The sequence below is a fragment of the Salinibius halmophilus genome (assembly GCF_003577475.1).
Lineage (GTDB): Bacteria > Pseudomonadota > Gammaproteobacteria > Pseudomonadales > Natronospirillaceae > Salinibius > Salinibius halmophilus.
Genome location: NZ_QPEP01000006.1, coordinates 217,336 through 236,584, shown reverse-complemented (window position 1 = coordinate 236,584; position 19,249 = coordinate 217,336). Strand labels below are relative to the sequence as shown.

The following is a 19,249-nucleotide window of genomic DNA, read 5'->3' as shown; positions in this document are numbered from 1 at the left end:
TTTACTCTTCTAGTAGAGCGATGATTTCTTCGGCCATAATCTCAGCAGCAATCATGCCGCGGTTTAGTGACCATAGGCGCGGATCCGTTTCGACATAGCGATCATTTTTCACTGCATTCATTACGTTCCAAAGGCTGTTTTCTTTAAACGTATCGATCACAGTCTCATCGCCGTATTCGCCCACCAAGAAGTAATCTGGGTTAACTTTCACTAAGCGCTCAATGGTAGTACGAACGTATGCGTCTTCTGTTTCCTCTGGTACTGGTGAGCGCAAACCAAGACGGTTTACCACACCACCAGCATAGGCTTTTGGCGTGTGCATGGTTACACCACGAGCACTTGATACAGCAAACATCACTGACGCATCAGAGTCGATTTGTGCGGCAAACTGGTCCATTTTTGCACCATGCTCGGCGACTTTCTTTTCCATTTCATCAGCGCGGTCAAACGCTGCTGCAACCTTAACTACTGCTTTTAGGTTGTCTTCGTAAGTTTCACCACGGCTTTTAAGAATTAGCGTTGGCGCAATGCGCTTTAGGTCTTCATAAATGGCTTCGTGGCGCTCACGGTCAGCGATAATTAGGTCAGGATTCAAAGAAGCGATGACTTCCAGACTTGGCTGCGAGCGTGAACCTAGTGATACCCATTCGTCACCAATACGGGCACGAATTTGCTCAATCACGCGCGTTTTATCGCCATCATCGGCAACACCAATCGGGGCAATATCAAGGTTGGCAAGCGCATCAACAAATGAGAACTCAAGTGCCACAACGCGTTCTGGAACGCTATCTAGTTCAAGCGTACCAAGTTCATCTTGAACAGAAATCTGACCAAAAGAAAGAGTGGTGACTAATAAAGCCGCCATTAGGAAAAGAGTACGTTTAAGCATGTTATATCCTTTTTGATAACCGTTCGCATTATCAACAATTTTCCTTTTATTGCAAATGTAAATGAGAAATAAAATCAACAAGATTGTTTCGATTGTGAAATAGAGCATACTCGGGCGAGCAAGCAGCAAATGCCGCATAACAACAAAATGGCGCTAGCACTAACAAAACCGGCAGCTGCTGAGACCAATGCTAAAGCGCTGATACTGAGGCCAGAACCAAGCATGGCACCAAGCTTTACGGCCATGGTGAAACGTCCCATCGATTGACCCACTAGCTGATATTGCTGGCGAGTTAATAATTTAAGCTGAGGTAGCAGTGCGGCAAAACAGCAACCCAAAGCGAAACGAAGCAAGCTGATTGACCACAATTGTTGAGCTTGGCTATGCAGTAGCATGATTAGGGAAGCAACGATTGCGACACAACCTAGCCATAAGTAGTCGTCGCCTATTTGCAGCTTATTGATCCAAGGGGCTGATAAGAAGGTGGCAAAGGCCGGTAAGGCGTATAGCCAACCTATGTGCACCTGGGCAAGCCCAGCTTGCAGAACAAAGTCGGCCAGTATGGGTGCAGAGATCTTCTTGGCGGCAGTCAATAGTAATACCGAGGCCAGCAATAGCGCGATTAGCTGTGTCATCGATGTTTTGGCTGGCGCAGCGCTGTCCGTTGGCTTGCTTTTAACCTGTGCTGGTTGTTTTGGCAGCCCAAAAGCCAGTATTAACAAACTAAAGCCAATTAGGGCATTGGCCATAAATAGTGACTGAGGCGAAAATTTGGCTAACCAGATGCCAGCAGCCGTTGGGCCAATCAGCGCGCCAAGCGCCGTGGCACTTTGCAGCCAACTCAACCCTTGCTTGGCTGCGTTGTTATGTAATAACCAATAACCCGAAATTGCCGCAATAGAACCAGCGAAGAAGCCCTGCCCTGCTCGGAGCGCCAATATATGCCAAAGCTCGCTAGCAAAGGCCAATAGCAGTTGAATACTGGCTAGAGCGATTAACGAACGAATAATCATCGCTCGATGGCCAAAGCGATCTGCTATCAACCCCCAAAGTGGAGCCGATAGCATGCCAAATACTAATGGCAGCCAAAAAACTAATAATAAGGCAACTTCACCCCCGCCGAATTGGTCGAGCAAAATTGGCCAAAAAGGCGCAATGCTCTCGGTTAATAAAATTGCCAGCGCTTGGGTAATACACAGTACGGCGAGCAGGCGGTGGTTCATAGTTGCTCCATTGGATTACTAATTTGGCAATATTGGTAGTCACTTTTACCCCACATGGATAACAATGCTTTCACCTGCCAGGGTTGTTGGCAAAAACCTTGGATTTCTGCTTCTTTGGCGTCATCTTCAAGCTGACTATTGGAGATGGTTCGTCTAATGACCTCTTTAACAATTGTCCACCTTGCCTGTGTGTCGCCAAGTTGCTCGATCAACTCGGCAATATGACAAAGCAGTAGAGCGTGCACTAACTTGGCTCTTGCAGTTGCTCGGTCTGCTACAACTAAACTCTTGGCAATCTGCCAGTCGATATCAATATGGTGAGTATCGGCTTGGCTAATTCTTGGTGCGCCGAAGTCTCTCACCATAAAGCCAGTCACTTGCCCTGCTTGGTTAATGCGCAACAAAGAGTTTTGTTGATGCGCTTCCAGTGCAAGGCCTGTTTGTAAAAAAAGCTCCAGCGCGGGCGTAATCACCAACTCGCAGTATTGCTTAAACTTGCTTAAACAGTCTCCTAATAACTGCTTCGCTAAGCTAGGTCCGCGACGATTTGCTAAAAATGCGGCCGTACAAATTGCAGTTTCATTGGCGGTGCAAAATTCTAATGGGCTTTGCCGATACAGCACGGACAGCCTGGCTTGCCAGTCTTGGTGGTACATGCCGTCGTATTCACCCAACACGCAAAAGTTTTGATGCGCCTGCAGGCCGGAATAGTCTTTTAACCACTGGCTAAGCGCTGGTCCAACATGGCAAGAGCGAGTTGATAGATGGCGCATAGCGCTGGTGGTACGCACATCCATTGGCACTTTCACCATGGTCATTTGCTCAGTGCAATAAACGCTGCGCTGGCTAATGCCTGGGCGAACAGTAATGCTAGCGGTAGTTTCGATAACGCCCTCTGCCTGGTTTGCTATTTCTACCTGTCCAGGATGCACAGGAAGTGGCATATATTCGTCTGGGTTTATGCCTTGCTCAGCTAGATGGTTTTGCCACTGAAGATAAACATGCGCAAAGCATTGCCTGAAGTACTGAGCATTGGGTGCAGCTAATTGGGCATGGCTTTTGGCGATGGCATAAATGGGCAGTTGATACTGACTATTATATTCAGCGCTCCAGGCTTGTTCTTGCTGCTCAGACCAGCCAATTTTAAGCCTTTCTACCGGGTGTGATGGATGACCATCAGCACCTAGTTGTTCGACATGTGCTGTCATGCTGTGGCCAAAGTCTTGCCATAAAGTGCACCAATCAAGCAACGGCAGCTGCGCTCGAAAGGCTTCGACGCGTTGATTAACGCGATAATTGTCGATAATCGCTTGGCCAATCTCGCTGTTTTGCAGATTCACCGACTCTAACAGCTTGCTTAGGCTATTAAGTGACTTAGGCCACTGCACAGCACTGGTATTTGGCTCAAGCAAAGCGCTTTTTGTCGTACCAGCGAGCCAATGTTTGCTTTGTTGATGCTGCATCCAGGCACCATCTTCACAGTAATCTAAGGTGATTAGCTGTTCGCGAGCCAAGTTCAATAAAACCCGGCTCATCGCTTGTTGTTCTAACGGTTTGGCAAAGCTCATGCAACGGCTACCTTAGTGAGTACTTGTTGGCGAGCATAGGCCAGCGCAATTGGGTTATTAATTTGAATATATTGCGCCTGCTTATCAGCTTGGCGTAAAAAGCGCACCAGTAAGTTCGCTTTATTCGGTAGTGTTGATTGGCGCAGTAGCTGTTTGACGGTGTCGCGCCCAATTGGGTTTTGCTGGGCGTAGCGAGCAAGGGTGTTCGCCACAACATCCCATAAGCGGCTTTCTATTTGACCATTACCATTGGCTAGTGCAGCAATGGCTTCACTAAAGTGATTCAGCCATAAGCAGTAGTTGATCCGGTTCCAGCCTTTTTCTTGGCTATACACGACAGCTTGTTGTGCTTCGTCAGACATTTTTGGCAATGTTGGCCAAAGCTCGGCGACTAATTTGGTACCTTCCAAATCGCGGTAAAGGAATTTGCTTGGTTTGCCGTCTGTAAGCTCGATCACGCAGTTTTGTAAGTGTGGTTCTAATACCACACCATGCTCGAAGTACAGTTTCAACGTTGGCGTAATAATCAATTCGGCATAGCGTTCAAACCAGTTTTCGATGTCGTTGACGCTAACCTGATGATTGTATGCGCGCAGCAATTCACCATGAACAAGCGGCTTGTGCTCTGGTTGCGGGGCAAATAACGCGCCAGCCATAGCGCTACGCGGGCTTTCTTTTTTAAATAGATTGTCGCGAAGAATCAGTGCAAATCCTTCTGACAGAATTTTTTCATCACTTAGTACTGACTGAAAGTCTGGTTCGCTGATTAGCTCAAAATCAGATAGCCCTAGCTGCTGCTCTATGTCTTTTAGTTCAGTGCTTAGAATTTTGGCTGTTTCAAGCTCATAGCGTGCGTTTTTACGCAAGCAGTTAGTTAACCGCACGTGTAGCGAACCCTTGCAGAAGTAATCTAACTCTGGCGCGTAACAGCTGCGTAAACTAGAAGTGGCGTAAAGCTCCGTCCCACAAGCACCTAGATAGCTGAGTTTGCCTTGTTCTAATAACTCTTTAACTTCTGGTTGCGATAGCAAAAACTCTGCTTGCCAAGGGTGAACGGGCAATACTGGCTTTGCTTCATCGGCTAATTCTGGCATCCATTGCTGTTTGATAAAGTCCTGAATTTGATCATTGCCATCGTAGAGGTCAGGGCTAATTGCAAAAGCATGCCAGCAAAACTTTTGTCCTAACTCTGGGCTGAATTGCAGCCAATCTTGTTCGCTCATGCCAACACGTGCTTTTGGTGTTGGGTGAAAGCGATGGCCAACCTTCAGCTGCTGTTCGCTAATCAGAAAAGCATCCTTTTGCGGCAACATGTCTAGCGGCTGTGAATTTTGTAGCAAGGTGTCCATGCATTGCTGACTTGCGATCACTTGCTCAAGTAACTCTGTGTAATCTTCATTGTGCTGAGTCTGTACCGATGCAAATAGCTGTTCAGCAAGCTGCGCTAGGTTAAGAAGTTCACCATTTAATGCAGGGCCCGACAGGTATTGATAGTTACCCAGTGGCGCAGGATGACTAACGGTAAAACTAAAACTCAAAGGTGGTAGGTTTACTCTGAACCCACCTAAAACTGGGGTAAATTGAATTTGCTCATTAGGCAAGGCGAATTCGCGTATGTAGCAGTTTAAAAGCGCTTCAATCCCAAAGCGTTCGGCGGTATTCGCAACAAATTTCATGGCAGTCTCCAACTTAATTTGTGCGAATCGTAATAATAATTGTTATCATTCCAATAAGATAGAGACGAATGGTCACTGTAGTCGACAAGCTTACCTTTTTGGCTACCTAACGTTTTTGTGTGTCCACATTGGTTTTATCTAGCTCTCTTACTGTTATTAGACTCACTTTCGCAATGAACTAGACTATTTTTAACGTAGTTAAAACTCTCCTGCTAATTACCTGAGAAACTAGTGCAAGACTCCACCAAATGAGTAGTTCCCCTCATTTCGAACCTAGGCGACCTCTGCTTTACTAATGGAGTCTGAACAATTGGGGGCAATTATGAAGAAACTATTCTTGTCAGTGCTGCTGGTAGCGCTAGCTAGCGTGTCGTTGGCAGACAAACCTCCTGTTTATTCTTCTTGGGGCAATGCAATTCGCGGCTATGACCCTGTTGCCTTTTTTACCGAGAGTAAGGCGGTTGAGGGCGACAAGGCTATTCAGTATGAGTGGCAGGATACCACTTGGCTTTTTAGCTCAGTTGAAAATAAAGCATTGTTTGTGGAAAACCCCGAGCAGTATGCCCCTCAGTATGGCGGCTATTGTGCTTGGGCTGTGTCGCAAGGTTACACAGCTTCCGTCGACCCAACGGCCTGGACGATCGTAGATGACAAACTGTACTTAAACTACAGTCGCTCGGTGCATAGTCGTTGGAAACAAAATGTCAGCCAGAACATTAAACTAGGCGATGCCAACTGGCCAAATGTTTTGGATTAGCACCACCTTGATAGACGAGCCGTGTGTTGGGAGGAACGAACTAGCCTCCCGATAAAAGCACTCGGGGGTGACGAGCCTAGAACGCTCGGAGGTGAGGGCCTTGAATGTTCGGGGGTGACGGACCTAGAACGTTCGGGAGTGACGGGGGCCTTACCGTCATGGTCGTATATGTCCGCAAACATTCGCTGCGCGAATGATTTACGGACCTAAAGAAACGATATACGAACCTACCATGGAGGGACAGGAAGCAAACTGGGTAACTAAGCGCTTACTACCAAGATAAGTAGCGGATTTCAGCGCGGCGGTTTTCAGTTACTGAAGTATTCGAAGGCGTTGAGCTGTCGCTTTCCGCAGCCTCAATTTGGCTAGCATCAACACCTTTCAACTGCATAAACCTAGCAACGGCCTGAGCCCTTTGCAGGCTTAGTTCCTGGCTTTGTTCTTCAGAATTATCGGCGTAGCCCACAACGCTCACTTTTGCACTTGGTGAGGCAAGTAAATAACCCACATGAGCATTCAGTACAGCTCTAGCAGCTGAGGTTATGTTGGCATTGTTCTCGTTGAAATACAGGGTGTTGTTTTCGCTAAGATAATCTCGCTCCTGCTGGCGCCAATCATCCTGTGCAGCTAAATCAACATACATGGTGCCACTTAAACCGAATTTCGTTACCACCTGTTCAAGCGTTTCTGTTTGGCAAGAGTCGTTCGAATAGGTTCCGCTGTGGGCTTCTGTGACCTTTGCGTGCCAAGCCGCAGCGTTTTGTGTCTCTTCTATCGTAATCTTGGTTTCAACACCTGCAAGCGAGCAGTGCTGTGAGGTTGTCAGCACGTCTCCGGCTGAGTCTTTCACTACAAGCTGAAGTTTTACATCGTGTCCGTCTGCATCTGCGATGGTCAGTGTTGGTGACTGTGTTAGATCATACTTGGTGCCATTAAACTCAAAATTGTGCTCGGCGCTTTCAGTGGGCAGTACAGTACCTGAAGCACTTACCTGAGCTGGCGTATTTGCACTGTGGGCAAAATACTCGATCACAATACTTTGCCCATCTGCTTCATCTTTTGGCTTGCAGAGAAAAACCTGATTCGACGTTGACGCAAACAGTTGACTTGCTGTCTGGAAGTTAGCGAGGTCGAGTTGCCATTCACCCTCAGATTCATTGTTGGCAACGCTCGCTTCAGTTTGTTGGCTACTGCTATCTTCACAGCTAAACAACTGAGTATTGCCGTACCCCATAACAGTATTGCCAGAATACTCAGCTACTGAAGTGTTGTAGGTAACCCAATAAACAGCTCGTCCATTGGCATCGATAGCATCTGCAGCATCAGTAAAGATTGCGTCTTTGGCCAGCTTGTCACCATGATAAGCGGTGTCCAGATCAGGACTTGGATGGTAACCCAGGTTTGCAAAGTAATTATTTAGGTTCACGCGTGTGGAAATTTCACCTTTGCCCTCTACTAGCTCAAACCACTGAGCAACAAAGGCTTGCGAGCTACCAAAATAACCGTAATCATTGACTCGCTTCTGCGCTGCGGTTAATTGCTCGCCACCTACTAGGATGAAGTGATTGCCAACGGTATCTGTAAGCACACCTTGGGTATTGCTTAGGCTCATGTAGTCAGCAAAAGCGTTATCTATTTCGTTCTCGGTGTAGAAAGACTCCGAAACAGGCGTGGTTGGCTGGCGTGAACTAGCTTGGTTATCTGTACCCTTGCTTGCTTCGCATCCTACTAGTAGCAGCACACATAAAACTGGCGCAACTGTCTTCATCCTTTGCTCCTAATCCGTTTTTCGAGCATCCTAGCAATAGGTGTGAGGCCTCACAATGTCCCGTAGCAACAAAATCAGTCACCGTTATAACTTCAATAGCGGCGGGTGTCCAAGTTGATTCTACTATCTGTCACACTCAACCATTCACAACCACCGGAGCCCCAATGCGCAAAACCGATAAGGAAATTGATAACCAAATTCGCGTGCTGCTGACTGATGTTTGCGAAGGTTTGATGAAAGATGTGCATGGCTTTTTATGGCTCACGCATTCGGCGAACTACCAGAAGTTTCCGCAGTCGTTGTTGGTAACCCTGGTGTTTGACGACCAGCAAGCCATTGAATCGTTTCGGGCTGATACTGCTTATGATGCGTTAGTGGAGCGTTTGGAAAGCGGTTTTGGCAGTTTTCAGGTTAAGAATGTGGCGGCGCATTTGGTGTTTAAGGTGGAGGGGTGATAGGTCAATTGTTTCCCGAACCTAGGGTTCGAAAAACCTACGCCTAATCCCGTAGGTTGCACGACTGGGTGCCTTTCCAGTCGGGCAACATGTACTACCGCCAAGCACGATTCGCAAACCTATGAGCCGCCACTTTGAATTTTGGCTTGGTCGCGGGCGAGTTCTTCGGCGAAGGTGCGCTTGCGGTAGAAAATAGTAATGGCCGTTGAGTTGAGCACAATAAACAGCGAGTACATCACGGGTATTAGCAGTATTTGCTGTTGTAGCTCGCCGGTGAAGCTAAGGCTTACCATCAGGGCTGCTAACGGGCCGTTTTGAATGCCGGTTTCTAGTGACACGGTGCGCGATTTTTGTGGATTTAAGCCCAGCAAGCGCGAGAAGAAGTAACCAAAGTTAAAGCCAATTAAGCCCACCATGATTACTGCCACATAAACGCTCCAGTGGGTGGTAAGCAGCAGTTCCCAGTTACGTGGCACCCAGGTAGCCAGCAAGAAAATAATAACCAGAGCCCCTAATACACCGCCTAATAATTCTACTACGGCGCCTATATTTGCGTTTTTTCGGCGCAGCCAAATGCCGATCAGCGTTGGAATGAGTAAGGCAAATAACAGGCGGCCAATTTGGTCGGGTGGTATGCGCAGGGTATCGTCGATGCCTTGGGTGTACAGCTGCATGAGCAAAGGCACCATTACGAAGGCGGCAATCGTGGAGCAAATGGTCATCATAATGCTTAGGCTAAGTAAGCTGCGCGAGAAATAGGCGAAAATATTGGAGGTAGTGCCACCAGGCATACAACCAATGAGCACCATGCCCACGGTTTGCGCAGGGGTTAGGTTGAGTATCCACGATAGCGCAAAGGCAATAAACGGCATGAGCACGTATTGCGAGCTAAAACCTACGCCAATGGCTTTGGGGTGTTTAAAGGCAATACGAAAGTCGCGAAAGGTAAGGCTTGCGCCCATGCCAAACATTATGATGACCATCATTACCGACAACAGCGTTTCTTCAAAAGCACTTAGCATGACAGTCTCCTAATTAATCTGAATGCACTGGTTGGCCTAGCGCCATGGCACGTACGTCTTTGCGCAATACCTTGCCGACCGGTGTTTTGGGCAGCTCTGCCACAAACACTACTTTTTTGGGCACCTTGTAGGCGGCGAGTTCTTTTTTGCAATGCGCCAGCAAAGTTGGCACATCTAGGTTGTCGTCTTGCAGCACAACATAGGCTTGCACTTGTTCGCCTGTGAGTGGGTCGGGCACGCCTACCACAGCCGATTCCAACACCTGATCTAGCCCAGCAATCACTTCTTCCACTTCGTTCGGGTACACGTTAAAGCCGCTGACTAAAATGAGGTCTTTTTTCCTGTCGACTAAACGCAGGCGGCCATCGGGGTGCATAATGGCAATGTCGCCGGTGTACAGCCAGCCATCGCGCAAAGCATTTTCGGTTTCTTCTGGTTTTTGCCAGTAGCCCTGCATGATTTGCACGCCTTTGGCAATCAGCTCGCCAGGCTCACCCAGTGGCACTGTATTGCCCTCGTCATCTACCAAACGCAGTTGGGTAGCCGGTGCTGGAATGCCAATGCAGTCTGGGCGGGTGTCGGTGAGAGGGTTAAAACACAGCACGGGTGAGCTTTCGGTGAGACCATAACCTTCGGCAAGTGTGCAGCCAATTGCCTTTTGCCAGCGCTCGGCCACGGTAGCGTGCAATGCCGCACCACCGGCTAGAGCAACTTTTAGGTGTTTAGGTGGAAAAATGGTAAACCACTCTTCGTTTAGTAAGGCGCTGTAGAGCGTGTTTACGCCGGTCATCCACGAGATTGGGTAGTTATCAAAAGCGCGTTGACAGTTTTGTACAGGCCGTGGGCTTGGCACTAAGACGTTGTGCGCCCCTTGGTGCCAAAACTCTAGTAGGTTCACGCTAAAGGCAAAGATGTGATATAGCGGCAAAGCCGTTAACACGGTTTCTTCGCCGCTATTTAGGTGGCCTTGTACTAGAGTGTCCATTTGCTCAACATTGCCAAGCAGGTTGCCATGTGTAAGTACAGCTCCTTTGGCAACACCTGTGGTGCCACCGGTGTACTGCAGCAGGGCGGTGTCGTCGCGTGTTAGGCCTCGCCAGTAGTCTTCCACATTTAAGTTGTTTTGCTGTTGCTGAGCTTTGCCAAGTGCGAGGGCTTCGTCGATTGTATGGTGGGTAAGCTGGTGGTTAGGTATCACCTTGTTCCAGTATTTCAGTACCAGTTTCAGCACGCCACGTACCACTGGTGGAAACCACTGTGCCAACGAGGTAACCACTACATGCTGAATTGGGGTGTCGGCCAGAATATCTTCTAGCTTGTCGGTAAACATGTCGCAGATAACAATGGCTTTCACCCCTGCATCGTTAAACTGGTGCTTCATTTCCCTGCGCCGATACAGTGGATTCACACTAGTCAAAATGCAGCCAGCTTTTAGCACGCCCATTACTGCCACGGGCAAACTTAAACAGTTAGGCATTTGCACGGCTACACGGTCACCGGCTTGCAGGCCAAGCTCGCCGCGCAAATAATGGGCGAACTGGGTCGACATTTCTTCGGTTTGTGCATAGGTAAGGCTGCCGTTCATGCCGTTGGGCATGCAGGTGGTAAATGCTTTATTGGCGCTATATTTGCTAGCCGCTTGGCTGAGCATTTGCGGAATGCTGTGCCACTTTTCGCCAGGTATGCCACTGCTTTGGTGCAAGGCAAGTTGTTTGGGGCTGTAAAGCTCGACCCACGGGGCTTGATCGTAAACTAGGTCGTTAGACATACTGCCCTCACTTAACTAACTATGTTTAGTTTTTTGATCTACATCATTAATTTATAGCACATGACAAAGCAAGGCGGACGTATATGACCAGTTGGTTACATTTGGGTGTAGGTTTTACAAACCGCTAGGTTTGGGAAACGTGTTTAGTTAAATTGTTGCCAGACTTGTCGCCCGAACCTGCGGTTCGTACGACCTACGAATGATCCTCCCAACATTTCACCAGCTTATACACCACTGACAACACAGAGCTTTTTTGCAACACTGGTGGTTATAGAGGAATATGATTCAAGGACAGCCTGGCTATGGATACCAAACTTAGTTTTTTATGCCCCGTTATTTTGCTAGCAGCCTGCGTTGAAGGCGATTTGCCAGAAACAAGCCAGCCTTCACCAACTATTGCGCTAAACCCCCTACCCGTTACCGATAACATGCAACTGTTGTTTACCGAGCGCTTCGACGACCAGCCAGACTGGACAAGCACTATGCACACCAACGACAACAGCCAAGAAACGCGCCGAGGCGATATACTGCCGGAAGGTTGGTCGATGATTTACCAAGGCACTACTTGGTCACCTGAAACTGGTTACCCAGATAACCATGCATCGCTCGAAATACTAGAGCGCAATGCCGATAAGGCACTTGGGGGCTATGGTAAGTCGGCTGTGTTCTGGCGCGAGTCGCACTCGCTTGGTTGGAATAACTGGGCGTCGGATGCGCAGTTTTTGAAAGTGTTCGACAACCACTACGAGTCACTTTATGTGGAGTTTTGGATTCGCTTCTCACCGAATTGGTATCAACGCGACAAATACGACAACTGGGCATCCAAGGTATTCCGCGCTGGAGCCTGGAACAGAAGTGGCTCTATCTACAATGGCCGCGAAGGTGCCGTGGGCCCAAGGCTGTATTACAACTACAAACGCGACTCATACGGCGTTCGTAATGTGCTTTCTTTATACCCTGGCCCACCAGGGCAAGAAGGCCCGATTGAATCTGGCATTGGTGGCTCGCGCAACTATCGTGGCCACACCGATGGCATGGGCATTAACGGTACGAACCCCGAGATACCTAACCAAGTTGGCGAGGGCTTCCTTAAAGATGTACCCGGCGCGGTTACGCACGAGCAAGCCTTTGGCAAAGCCGAGCATTGGACACGCATGTCGTTTTACATGAAGTTGAACTCAGCCCCGGGCGTTGCCGACGGCATCTTCCGCCAATGGCTCAACGGCGTGCAGTTCCATAACGACGAAGCCGTTACCTGGATCAGCAGCGGTGCCAAATCAGAAGATATTATTGGCTGGAACTACTTTGGCATTGGCGGTAACGACTTCTTTCAGGCCTACCCAAATGAGCTGCGCTTTGAAGACTGGTACGCCATCGATGATTTGGTTGTTTATACCGACAAGTAGGCTTTTCTAACTGCAGGCTTACCAAGCAAAATAAACAGAAATCCCAGCGCTATGCTGGGGTTTGTTTGTTACCTTCACTTACAATAAAGGCATGATGTTCGAACATCCAGTTGACGACGTGACTTAAAACCAGCGCTGGCGCTGTGGATAGTTGAGGCGGATAGAAATTTCTCCCTTACCTTAGTTGATAATACTTCCTATTTGCATTATTGTTATGTAATAACGTAACGCAAAAAAGGACAGCACATGAAACCGAACATCCATCCCGATTACCAAACTGTGGTGTTTCACGACACCACAGCTAACGAATACTTCTTGATTAAATCTACTTTAAAAACCGAGCGCACCATAGATTGGCAAGATGGTCAAACCTACCCTTACATGCCACTTGATGTTTCTTCTGCTTCGCACCCGCAGTACACAGGTAAAGCACGCGTGGTCGAAAAAGAAGGTCGTGTAAATGACTTCTACCGCAAATTTGGTAAAGGGAGAGGGGTAAAAAAATGAAGGTTGTGAGCTCAATCAAAACTGCAAAAAAGCGCCATCCAGATTGCCAAGTAGTGAAGCGTCGAGGCCGTATCTATGTCATTTGTAAGTCGAATCCTCGTTTCAAAGCGGTTCAGGGGCGTACCAAATAGTAGCCGATGTAGCACGAAGAAAGCCGTAGCCAGCCAAAAATCGCGGCCAACTTGTTGTTAAATCACTAGCATCCTGCGCACTAGAAAGGTTATGATAATCATTCTCAAATAAGGATTAATAATGAGTCTAGTTGCGCAGCAAGCCGAAATCATCGACGAACTACTCAGGCACTTTCCAACTAATGGCGCAAGTGACCGCTACCCAGTTGAGGTACAAAGCTCAAAGCATGGCATATGGGTATCGCTAAACGATCAAGGTAATCAGGCACAAGCCAGCATTTATCAGTTTGATTCAGGCATGCGCTTACAGTTGGGCAACTTCAAACTTGCCGAAGCGGGGCGCTGCCGATACGAACAAGTTTTGGCACACAATGGTTTTAGCTACTTAACTCATGGCAACTATCGGGTTGAGGTCGAAAATCAGTGGTTTGCGCCAAGGGCTGGCGATCTATGGCTGATGCATGGTTCGATGGAAAACATGGTTGTCGACATGCCAGCGCAACAATGGATGCGGGGAGTGTCGATTGATTTAAGCCCAGCCCAGTGGCAACGTTGGCAAGAGGAAGCGCCGAAAAACATGCGTTTGGCCATGCAAAAAACGAAGCAGTCAATCCCCATTCAACGGGTAGGACGAGTGAACGAGTCAATCGAGCGACTAACAAAACAAATTACCAGCTCGCCCAACTTTACATTTCACGACGCGCTAACACTTGAATCGCAATGCTTAGCATTGCTTGCTAGCTATCTTCAATTGCCAGACACCCTGCTCAATCAGCATGAAAAACGATCAGTCTGGCGCAATAAAGCGATAAATCACGCCGTTAGTTACTTGCATGAGCACTACTGTGAAGATTTTACGGTTAGTGATCTAGCCAAGGTAGCAGGCATTAATCAATGTTACTTACAACAAGGCTTGCAACAACGCTTGGGATGTTCCATTGCGCAATACCGAAAACAGTTAAGACTAGCGCAAGCAAAACGCTTTTTAGATAGCGGCATGTCAGTATTAGATGCCGCGCTTGCGGTGGGCTACCGACATACCGGGCACTTTAGCAAACAGTTCTACCAGCACTTTGGCATCACGCCTAAACAGGCAAAAATCGCTACTAGATCCCAAGCTTGATGTAGACAGCAGGACTGCTCTTTTTTTCAAAACTGACTTTGTTTTTTTCTAAAGTGACTGAAAACCATTCTCATCCAATCATAATTGCCTCGTTTTAACACGAGGGATAATTATGAAAAATCCAATTTGGGCGTTGATGCACAGCGTGCGTGGGCGCATCTATGCAGCCATGGCTGGCTCGGCAACCTCTTATCTGCTGAACTTGGCTGCTATGGTTATGTTTGCTTACAACATTACTCAACCACAGGCGTTAACAAACTTAACTTGGTTACTGATTTGCTTGTTGCTAGTCGCTGCAAGCACTGTGCTACGGCTAGCTTCTTTTACTATTAGCCACCTAGCCTCGTACAAGTTAGAGGTCGACCTTCGCAGCCAGATTGCAGACAAGCTGGCCTCGCTACCGCTTGGCTATATCACAGAACATGGTAGTGGCCGTGTTGCCAAGCTAATGCAATACAATGTTACGAACTTGCACGCCTTCGTTGCCGACTCAACACCTATGCTGGCAAAGCTCTATGTCGCGCCGCTGGCGAGCCTGCTAGTGTGCGCCGTGTTTAGCTGGCAGTTGAGTCTGTGGCTAATTACTGGTTTAACTGTAGGTTTTGTTGTGCTTAGCCGCGCAATGCAAGGGCATGGCGACACATCTGCTTTGTATGAAGAAAAAAATGCTGCATTTAATCAGCAAGCGGTGGAGTACATTCAAGCAATGAGTGTTGTGCGAGCATTTGATAGTGGTAGTCAGTCGTATGACCGACTGCACAACACCACGGTTGAGTTTAAAGAGCTACTAACAAGGTGGCTGGCTGCTTCGGGCCACAGTGTGCGGTTTGCCATGTGGTTATTCACACCTTTGCCTGTACTGTTGTGGGTAGGGCTAGGCGGTTGGTGGTTAATGCACCTACAGGTGCTGGAGCTTAGTGCACTTGCCGTGGTGCTGTTGCTCAGCGGTGGTTTGGTTGAAGGTATTATGCCGCTGATGTGGTTGAACCATGCCATTAAGCGCTCCCAAGTTGCCGCAACAGATATTCAGCAGATGCTGGCACAACCAAGCCTGCCTGAGCCAGCCCAACCCGAACCAGTGAAGTTTTCAAAAACACCAAGCATCGCCGTTGAAAACCTAAGTTTCCGCTACGCAGGTCAGCAAGCATGGGCGCTGCAAAACATGAGTTTCAACATTGAACCCGGTCAAATTGTAGCGCTAGTTGGCGCTTCTGGTAGCGGAAAAAGTACACTTGCCAGGCTATTACCGCGCTTCTGGGATCCAGAGCATGGGCGTATTTGCATCGACGGGCACGACATTCGCCACCTAAGTAGCGAACAACTTATGTCGCAGATGGCTTTTGTTTTTCAAGACAACTATTTGTTCGATGAAAGCCTGTTAGACAATTTGCGTCTTGGGTATGAGCATATCGATCAAGCGTTGGTTGAAGATGCGGCGAAGGCTGCCCAAATACATGACTTTATTGTCAGCCTACCGGATGGTTATCAAACCATGGTCGGTGCCGGAGGGGTTCGACTATCTGGCGGTCAGCGTCAACGTATCGCCATTGCACGAGCACTGGTTCAGGATAAGCCAATTTTGGTATTAGATGAGGCAACGGCATATGCCGACCCTGATAACGAGCATTTGTTAATGCAAGCGGTTGCGCAGTTAATGCAAGGACGCACCGTGCTGATCATTGCTCACAAGCTAAATACCATCAAAGATGCCGATCAGATATTAGTGATAGATCATGGGCAACTCATTGAGCGCGGCACACATGATGAACTGCTCGCTAAGCCATCACGATACAGCCAACTTTGGCAAGCCTATGAAAACAGCCAGACATGGCTTCTTACAGATGATTCTGAGGAACAACGTTATGCATAAGCAAGCAACATTGTGGCAGTCGTTTCAGCATATGCGTCAGCTAGCTGGCAAACAGCAAAAACCCTTAGATAGAACCCTCAGCCAGAGCGCGATCGCAGCAATGCTAGAAGGTGCAATTTTATTAGCGCTGTTTCCAGTTGCGATGTTATTTGAAAGCGACCTGATGGCAGGCAATGTGACAAGTTGGCTGATTTTTATTCTATTTGGCTTAGCAGTGCATTTTGCCCTCAATTGGCACGCGCTGAGCTTTAGCCACGGGCAGCCTTACGCCGAGCTGGTTTATGAACTACATGAGAAGCTCAGCCAACAACTGCATCGCATGCCTCTCAGTCGCCTTAGCCAATACCGAGATGGCGAAGTGGCCAACGCGCTAGCGGCGAGTGTAGAACACATAACGATGCCAATGGGGACATTAGTACAGGTACTAGTTCGCTTAGCTGTGTTGCCATGCATGGTCTTTTTGGGCCTGCTTTGGATTGACTGGCGCTTGGCGGCGGTAATGGCGACAGTGATACTAGCGTTATGGCCGATCAATAAGCTTAAGCAAAAGATGACCGAGGCAAACTTTGCCAAACTTTCGCAAGCCATGATAAATAGTAACTCGGCCATACTAGGCTACAGCCAAGGCATGGCCGTATTGCGCGCCTGTAATGCCACAAATGGCGCTGGCAATCGGCTACGTCAACGCATTCAGCAGTTATGCGACATACAAACGCGTAGCGAAAAGCGCAACATTGCCAGCAACATCAGTTACGGCTTAGTTGCTGAACTGGGCGTATGGGCCATGTTGACCACGGCGGTTTTGTTGGTTATTTACAGTGATTTATCAGTACTGTATTTACCCGTTCTGGCGATTATTATGCTGCGCTTAGTCGAGCCGCTTGGCACTTTTGCATTTATGTTGCCTATTTTTAGCCTAATGCGCTTAGGAGCCAAGCGTTATAGTGACCTGATGGACATTAATCCATTACCAACATTAGGTCACACAAGACAACAGCAGGACTCATCGATCACATTTAAACAAGTGCATTTCAGTTATCCAGGCACTAACAACCCGGCGATTAATGACCTAAGTTTGCACTGCCAAGCCAACAGCATTACGGCCCTCGTTGGCCCATCGGGCTCTGGCAAATCTACTCTTATCAAGCTAATCACTCGCTATGACGATGTAGCAAATGGCAGCATTAGTATCGGGGGCCGCGATATTAGAAGCTTTAGCCAAAGCGAGTTAATGAGCCAAATTGCAGTGGTTTTTCAAGATGTCTATTTGTTCGACGACAGCATCTTAAACAACATAGCCATGGCTAAACCAAGCGCCAGTCAAGCAGAGATTGAAGCGGCCGCAAAAGCAGCTAACTGTCATGATTTTATTAGCCAGCTACCAAATGGCTATCACACCAAAATTGGTGAGCTTGGCGGCAAGTTATCTGGCGGCCAACGCCAGCGAATCAGTATTGCCCGTGCCATTTTAAAGAATGCGCCCATTGTTTTACTCGATGAACCCACCGCTGCGCTGGATAGCGAAAGTGAAATACAGGTGCAACGTGCCATGGCAGAACTCGCAAAGGGGCGAACTCTTATCATCATTGCCCACCGCTTAAGTACGATTGTCGCAGCAGATCAAATTGTTGTACTCGATGACGGGGCAATTGTGGAGCAAGGTCAGCACCGATCATTACTTGAAGAAAAAGGGCTATATCACAGTTTATGGCAAGCCCAAATGCGCACCAAACAGTGGCATTTTAATTCCGTCGAATAAGGTCGCACCATGATTTCATTTCGCTTTTTATTCATTCTAAATGCCGTCTTCATGACGGCTATGATGGCTTACATTCCTGTGATTGGGCCAATTATAAGAGAAGTTGGCCTCCAGGAATGGCACGGTGGCCTTGTTGTGTCGTGTTCTGGGCTTGCATGGATGCTTGTGGCAAGACACTGGGGGCGCCTAAGTGATCGCAAAGGTCGCAAACCGGTTTTAGTTATCGCAGGCCTTGCTTTTGTTGCCAGCTATTGGCTTTTGGCGTATTGGCTAGATTTAATAATGGCAGGCTTTGCGACCATCAGCTTGGCCTTTATTGGCATGTTAATTGGCCGCACACTGATTGGCATTAGCTTTGCTGCCATGACTCCGGTAAGTGCTGCTTACGTTGCACAAAGTACCAAACCAAGCGAGCGCCACCGAGCGCTGGGAGGATTAGGCATGGCGAATGCAGTTGGCATGATTGCCGGTCCAACCATTGGCGGGATCTTAGCAGCGCAAGACCTAGTATTACCACTGTACATACTCGCCGCGCTCGCTCTGATGATTTGGGTATTAGTCTTATTTAAACTACCTAGCGTACCGGTATTTGAGCAAACGAATGACCATCCGGTGTCGCTATTCGACCGTCGCTTACGACTACCTCTGACAACCTGCTTAGTACTAATGATGGCGGTGATCAGTGCTCAAATGATAATTGGCTTTTTTATCCTCGATAACATCTATAGTGCTGAACAAGTAAGTCAAACAGCCAAACTGTCAGGTATCACAATGGCTTGCACTGGGATAACGCTAGTACTGGTTCAAGGTATTGTCATGAAGGTTAAATCCGACATTCTTTACCCAAGTATCTGGCTAGGCAGCCTAATTGGTTTAAGCGGGCTGCTGCTTGCCACAACGTCTACATCCGCAACTCAGTTTGTATTTGGTTACGTAGTTATGGCCGCTGGACTGGGGCCTATTTTTCCGGCGATGCAAACCATGACAGCCAATGCGGTTAGTGACAATGAGCAAGGTTTAGCGGCAGGGACGTTATCTGCGATGCAGGGGTTAGGGTCAGTAATTGTGCCACTACTGGCAACCTTGTTGTATCAGTTCGATAGTCGGTTGCCCTTTACTACGGCAAGTTTCCTTCTTTTGGTTCTGGCTATCGTCGTTGGCATACAAGGAAAATCAAAGGCGATTTCTGTTATAGAGCGCTGATGATCAAAGCATAAAAAATTTTGCTAATAATTCTCATTTAGATTATTGTTCAATCAATTTAGGCCGCCTTGGTTGGCATACCAAGGCGGCTAAATTTTCGTTAATCAAAGACTTTTTGTAATTC

The 19,249-nt window shown here is 48.0% G+C and carries 16 protein-coding genes; 9 read left to right on the top strand and 7 right to left on the bottom strand.

Translation table 11 applies throughout. From position 1 onward, the window contains the following. Position 1: 1 nt before the first annotated feature. The 4 genes from DUW71_RS08935 to DUW71_RS08920 form a co-directional block, all read right to left on the bottom strand. Positions 2-889 (bottom strand): Fe(3+) dicitrate ABC transporter substrate-binding protein, encoded by an 888-nt coding sequence (locus DUW71_RS08935; RefSeq protein ID WP_119394901.1) that lies wholly within the window; start codon positions 887-889, stop codon positions 2-4. Positions 890-963: 74 nt separating this feature from the next. Next, positions 964-2,112 (bottom strand): MFS transporter, encoded by a 1,149-nt coding sequence (locus DUW71_RS08930; protein WP_119394900.1) that lies wholly within the window; start codon positions 2,110-2,112, stop codon positions 964-966. After that, positions 2,109-3,680 carry an IucA/IucC family protein gene (locus DUW71_RS08925; protein WP_119394899.1) on the bottom strand — a complete coding sequence of 524 codons (1,572 nt, stop codon included), beginning with the start codon at positions 3,678-3,680 and terminating at the stop codon, positions 2,109-2,111. The genes DUW71_RS08930 and DUW71_RS08925 overlap by 4 nt, the downstream gene beginning before the upstream one ends. After that, positions 3,677-5,356, bottom strand: coding sequence for an IucA/IucC family protein (locus tag DUW71_RS08920; RefSeq protein WP_119394898.1), 1,680 nt, complete (start codon positions 5,354-5,356; stop codon positions 3,677-3,679). Before DUW71_RS08920 ends, DUW71_RS08925 begins: the two co-directional genes overlap by 4 nt. Before the next feature lie 322 nt (positions 5,357-5,678). On the opposite strand from DUW71_RS08920, the gene DUW71_RS08915 reads away from it, so the two are divergent. Continuing rightward, complete coding sequence (locus DUW71_RS08915) at positions 5,679-6,113, top strand: YHS domain-containing (seleno)protein (RefSeq protein WP_119394897.1); 435 nt, start codon at positions 5,679-5,681, stop codon at positions 6,111-6,113. A 271-nt stretch (positions 6,114-6,384) separates the two neighbouring features. Here DUW71_RS08915 and DUW71_RS08910 read toward each other — a convergent pair whose 3' ends face one another. Continuing rightward, positions 6,385-7,881, bottom strand: coding sequence for an OmpA family protein (locus DUW71_RS08910; protein ID WP_119394896.1), 1,497 nt, complete (start codon positions 7,879-7,881; stop codon positions 6,385-6,387). 164 nt (positions 7,882-8,045) lie between these two features. Between DUW71_RS08910 and DUW71_RS08905 the strand changes: the two genes are divergently transcribed. Continuing rightward, positions 8,046-8,336 (top strand): Fis family transcriptional regulator, encoded by a 291-nt coding sequence (locus tag DUW71_RS08905; RefSeq protein WP_119394895.1) that lies wholly within the window; start codon positions 8,046-8,048, stop codon positions 8,334-8,336. A 119-nt stretch (positions 8,337-8,455) separates the two neighbouring features. Here the strand turns inward: DUW71_RS08905 and DUW71_RS08900 are convergent, their stop codons facing one another. Both DUW71_RS08900 and DUW71_RS08895 read right to left on the bottom strand, forming a co-directional pair. Continuing rightward, complete coding sequence (locus DUW71_RS08900; RefSeq protein ID WP_119394894.1) at positions 8,456-9,358, bottom strand: bile acid:sodium symporter family protein; 903 nt, start codon at positions 9,356-9,358, stop codon at positions 8,456-8,458. A gap of 13 nt (positions 9,359-9,371) precedes the next feature. Further along, positions 9,372-11,126: an AMP-binding protein gene (locus tag DUW71_RS08895; RefSeq protein ID WP_119394893.1), complete on the bottom strand. Its 1,755-nt coding sequence runs from the start codon at positions 11,124-11,126 to the stop codon at positions 9,372-9,374. Between the two features lie 302 nt (positions 11,127-11,428). Here DUW71_RS08895 and DUW71_RS08890 point away from each other — a divergent pair, with 302 nt between their 5' ends. From DUW71_RS08890 to DUW71_RS08860, 7 genes are all read left to right on the top strand, one after another. Next, positions 11,429-12,532, top strand: coding sequence for a hypothetical protein (locus DUW71_RS08890; protein WP_119394892.1), 1,104 nt, complete (start codon positions 11,429-11,431; stop codon positions 12,530-12,532). Between the two features lie 246 nt (positions 12,533-12,778). After that, positions 12,779-13,039 (top strand): type B 50S ribosomal protein L31, encoded by a 261-nt coding sequence (locus DUW71_RS08885; RefSeq protein ID WP_119394891.1) that lies wholly within the window; start codon positions 12,779-12,781, stop codon positions 13,037-13,039. Next, positions 13,036-13,170, top strand: a complete 135-nt coding sequence (ykgO, locus tag DUW71_RS08880) for a type B 50S ribosomal protein L36 (protein WP_119394890.1) — start codon at positions 13,036-13,038, stop codon at positions 13,168-13,170. The genes DUW71_RS08885 and ykgO overlap by 4 nt, the downstream gene beginning before the upstream one ends. Before the next feature lie 121 nt (positions 13,171-13,291). Then, on the top strand, positions 13,292-14,293 hold the full coding sequence (locus DUW71_RS08875; RefSeq protein ID WP_119394889.1) for an AraC family transcriptional regulator: 1,002 nt from the start codon (positions 13,292-13,294) through the stop codon (positions 14,291-14,293). A gap of 112 nt (positions 14,294-14,405) precedes the next feature. Beyond that, the gene (locus DUW71_RS08870) at positions 14,406-16,163 is read left to right on the top strand and encodes an ABC transporter ATP-binding protein (protein ID WP_119394888.1); all 1,758 of its coding nucleotides are present in this window, start codon (positions 14,406-14,408) and stop codon (positions 16,161-16,163) included. Then, positions 16,156-17,922 carry an ABC transporter ATP-binding protein gene (locus tag DUW71_RS08865; protein WP_158583950.1) on the top strand — a complete coding sequence of 589 codons (1,767 nt, stop codon included), beginning with the start codon at positions 16,156-16,158 and terminating at the stop codon, positions 17,920-17,922. Before DUW71_RS08870 ends, DUW71_RS08865 begins: the two co-directional genes overlap by 8 nt. 9 nt (positions 17,923-17,931) lie before the next feature. After that, positions 17,932-19,125, top strand: coding sequence for an MFS transporter (locus DUW71_RS08860; protein WP_119394886.1), 1,194 nt, complete (start codon positions 17,932-17,934; stop codon positions 19,123-19,125). Positions 19,126-19,249: the final 124 nt, after the last annotated feature.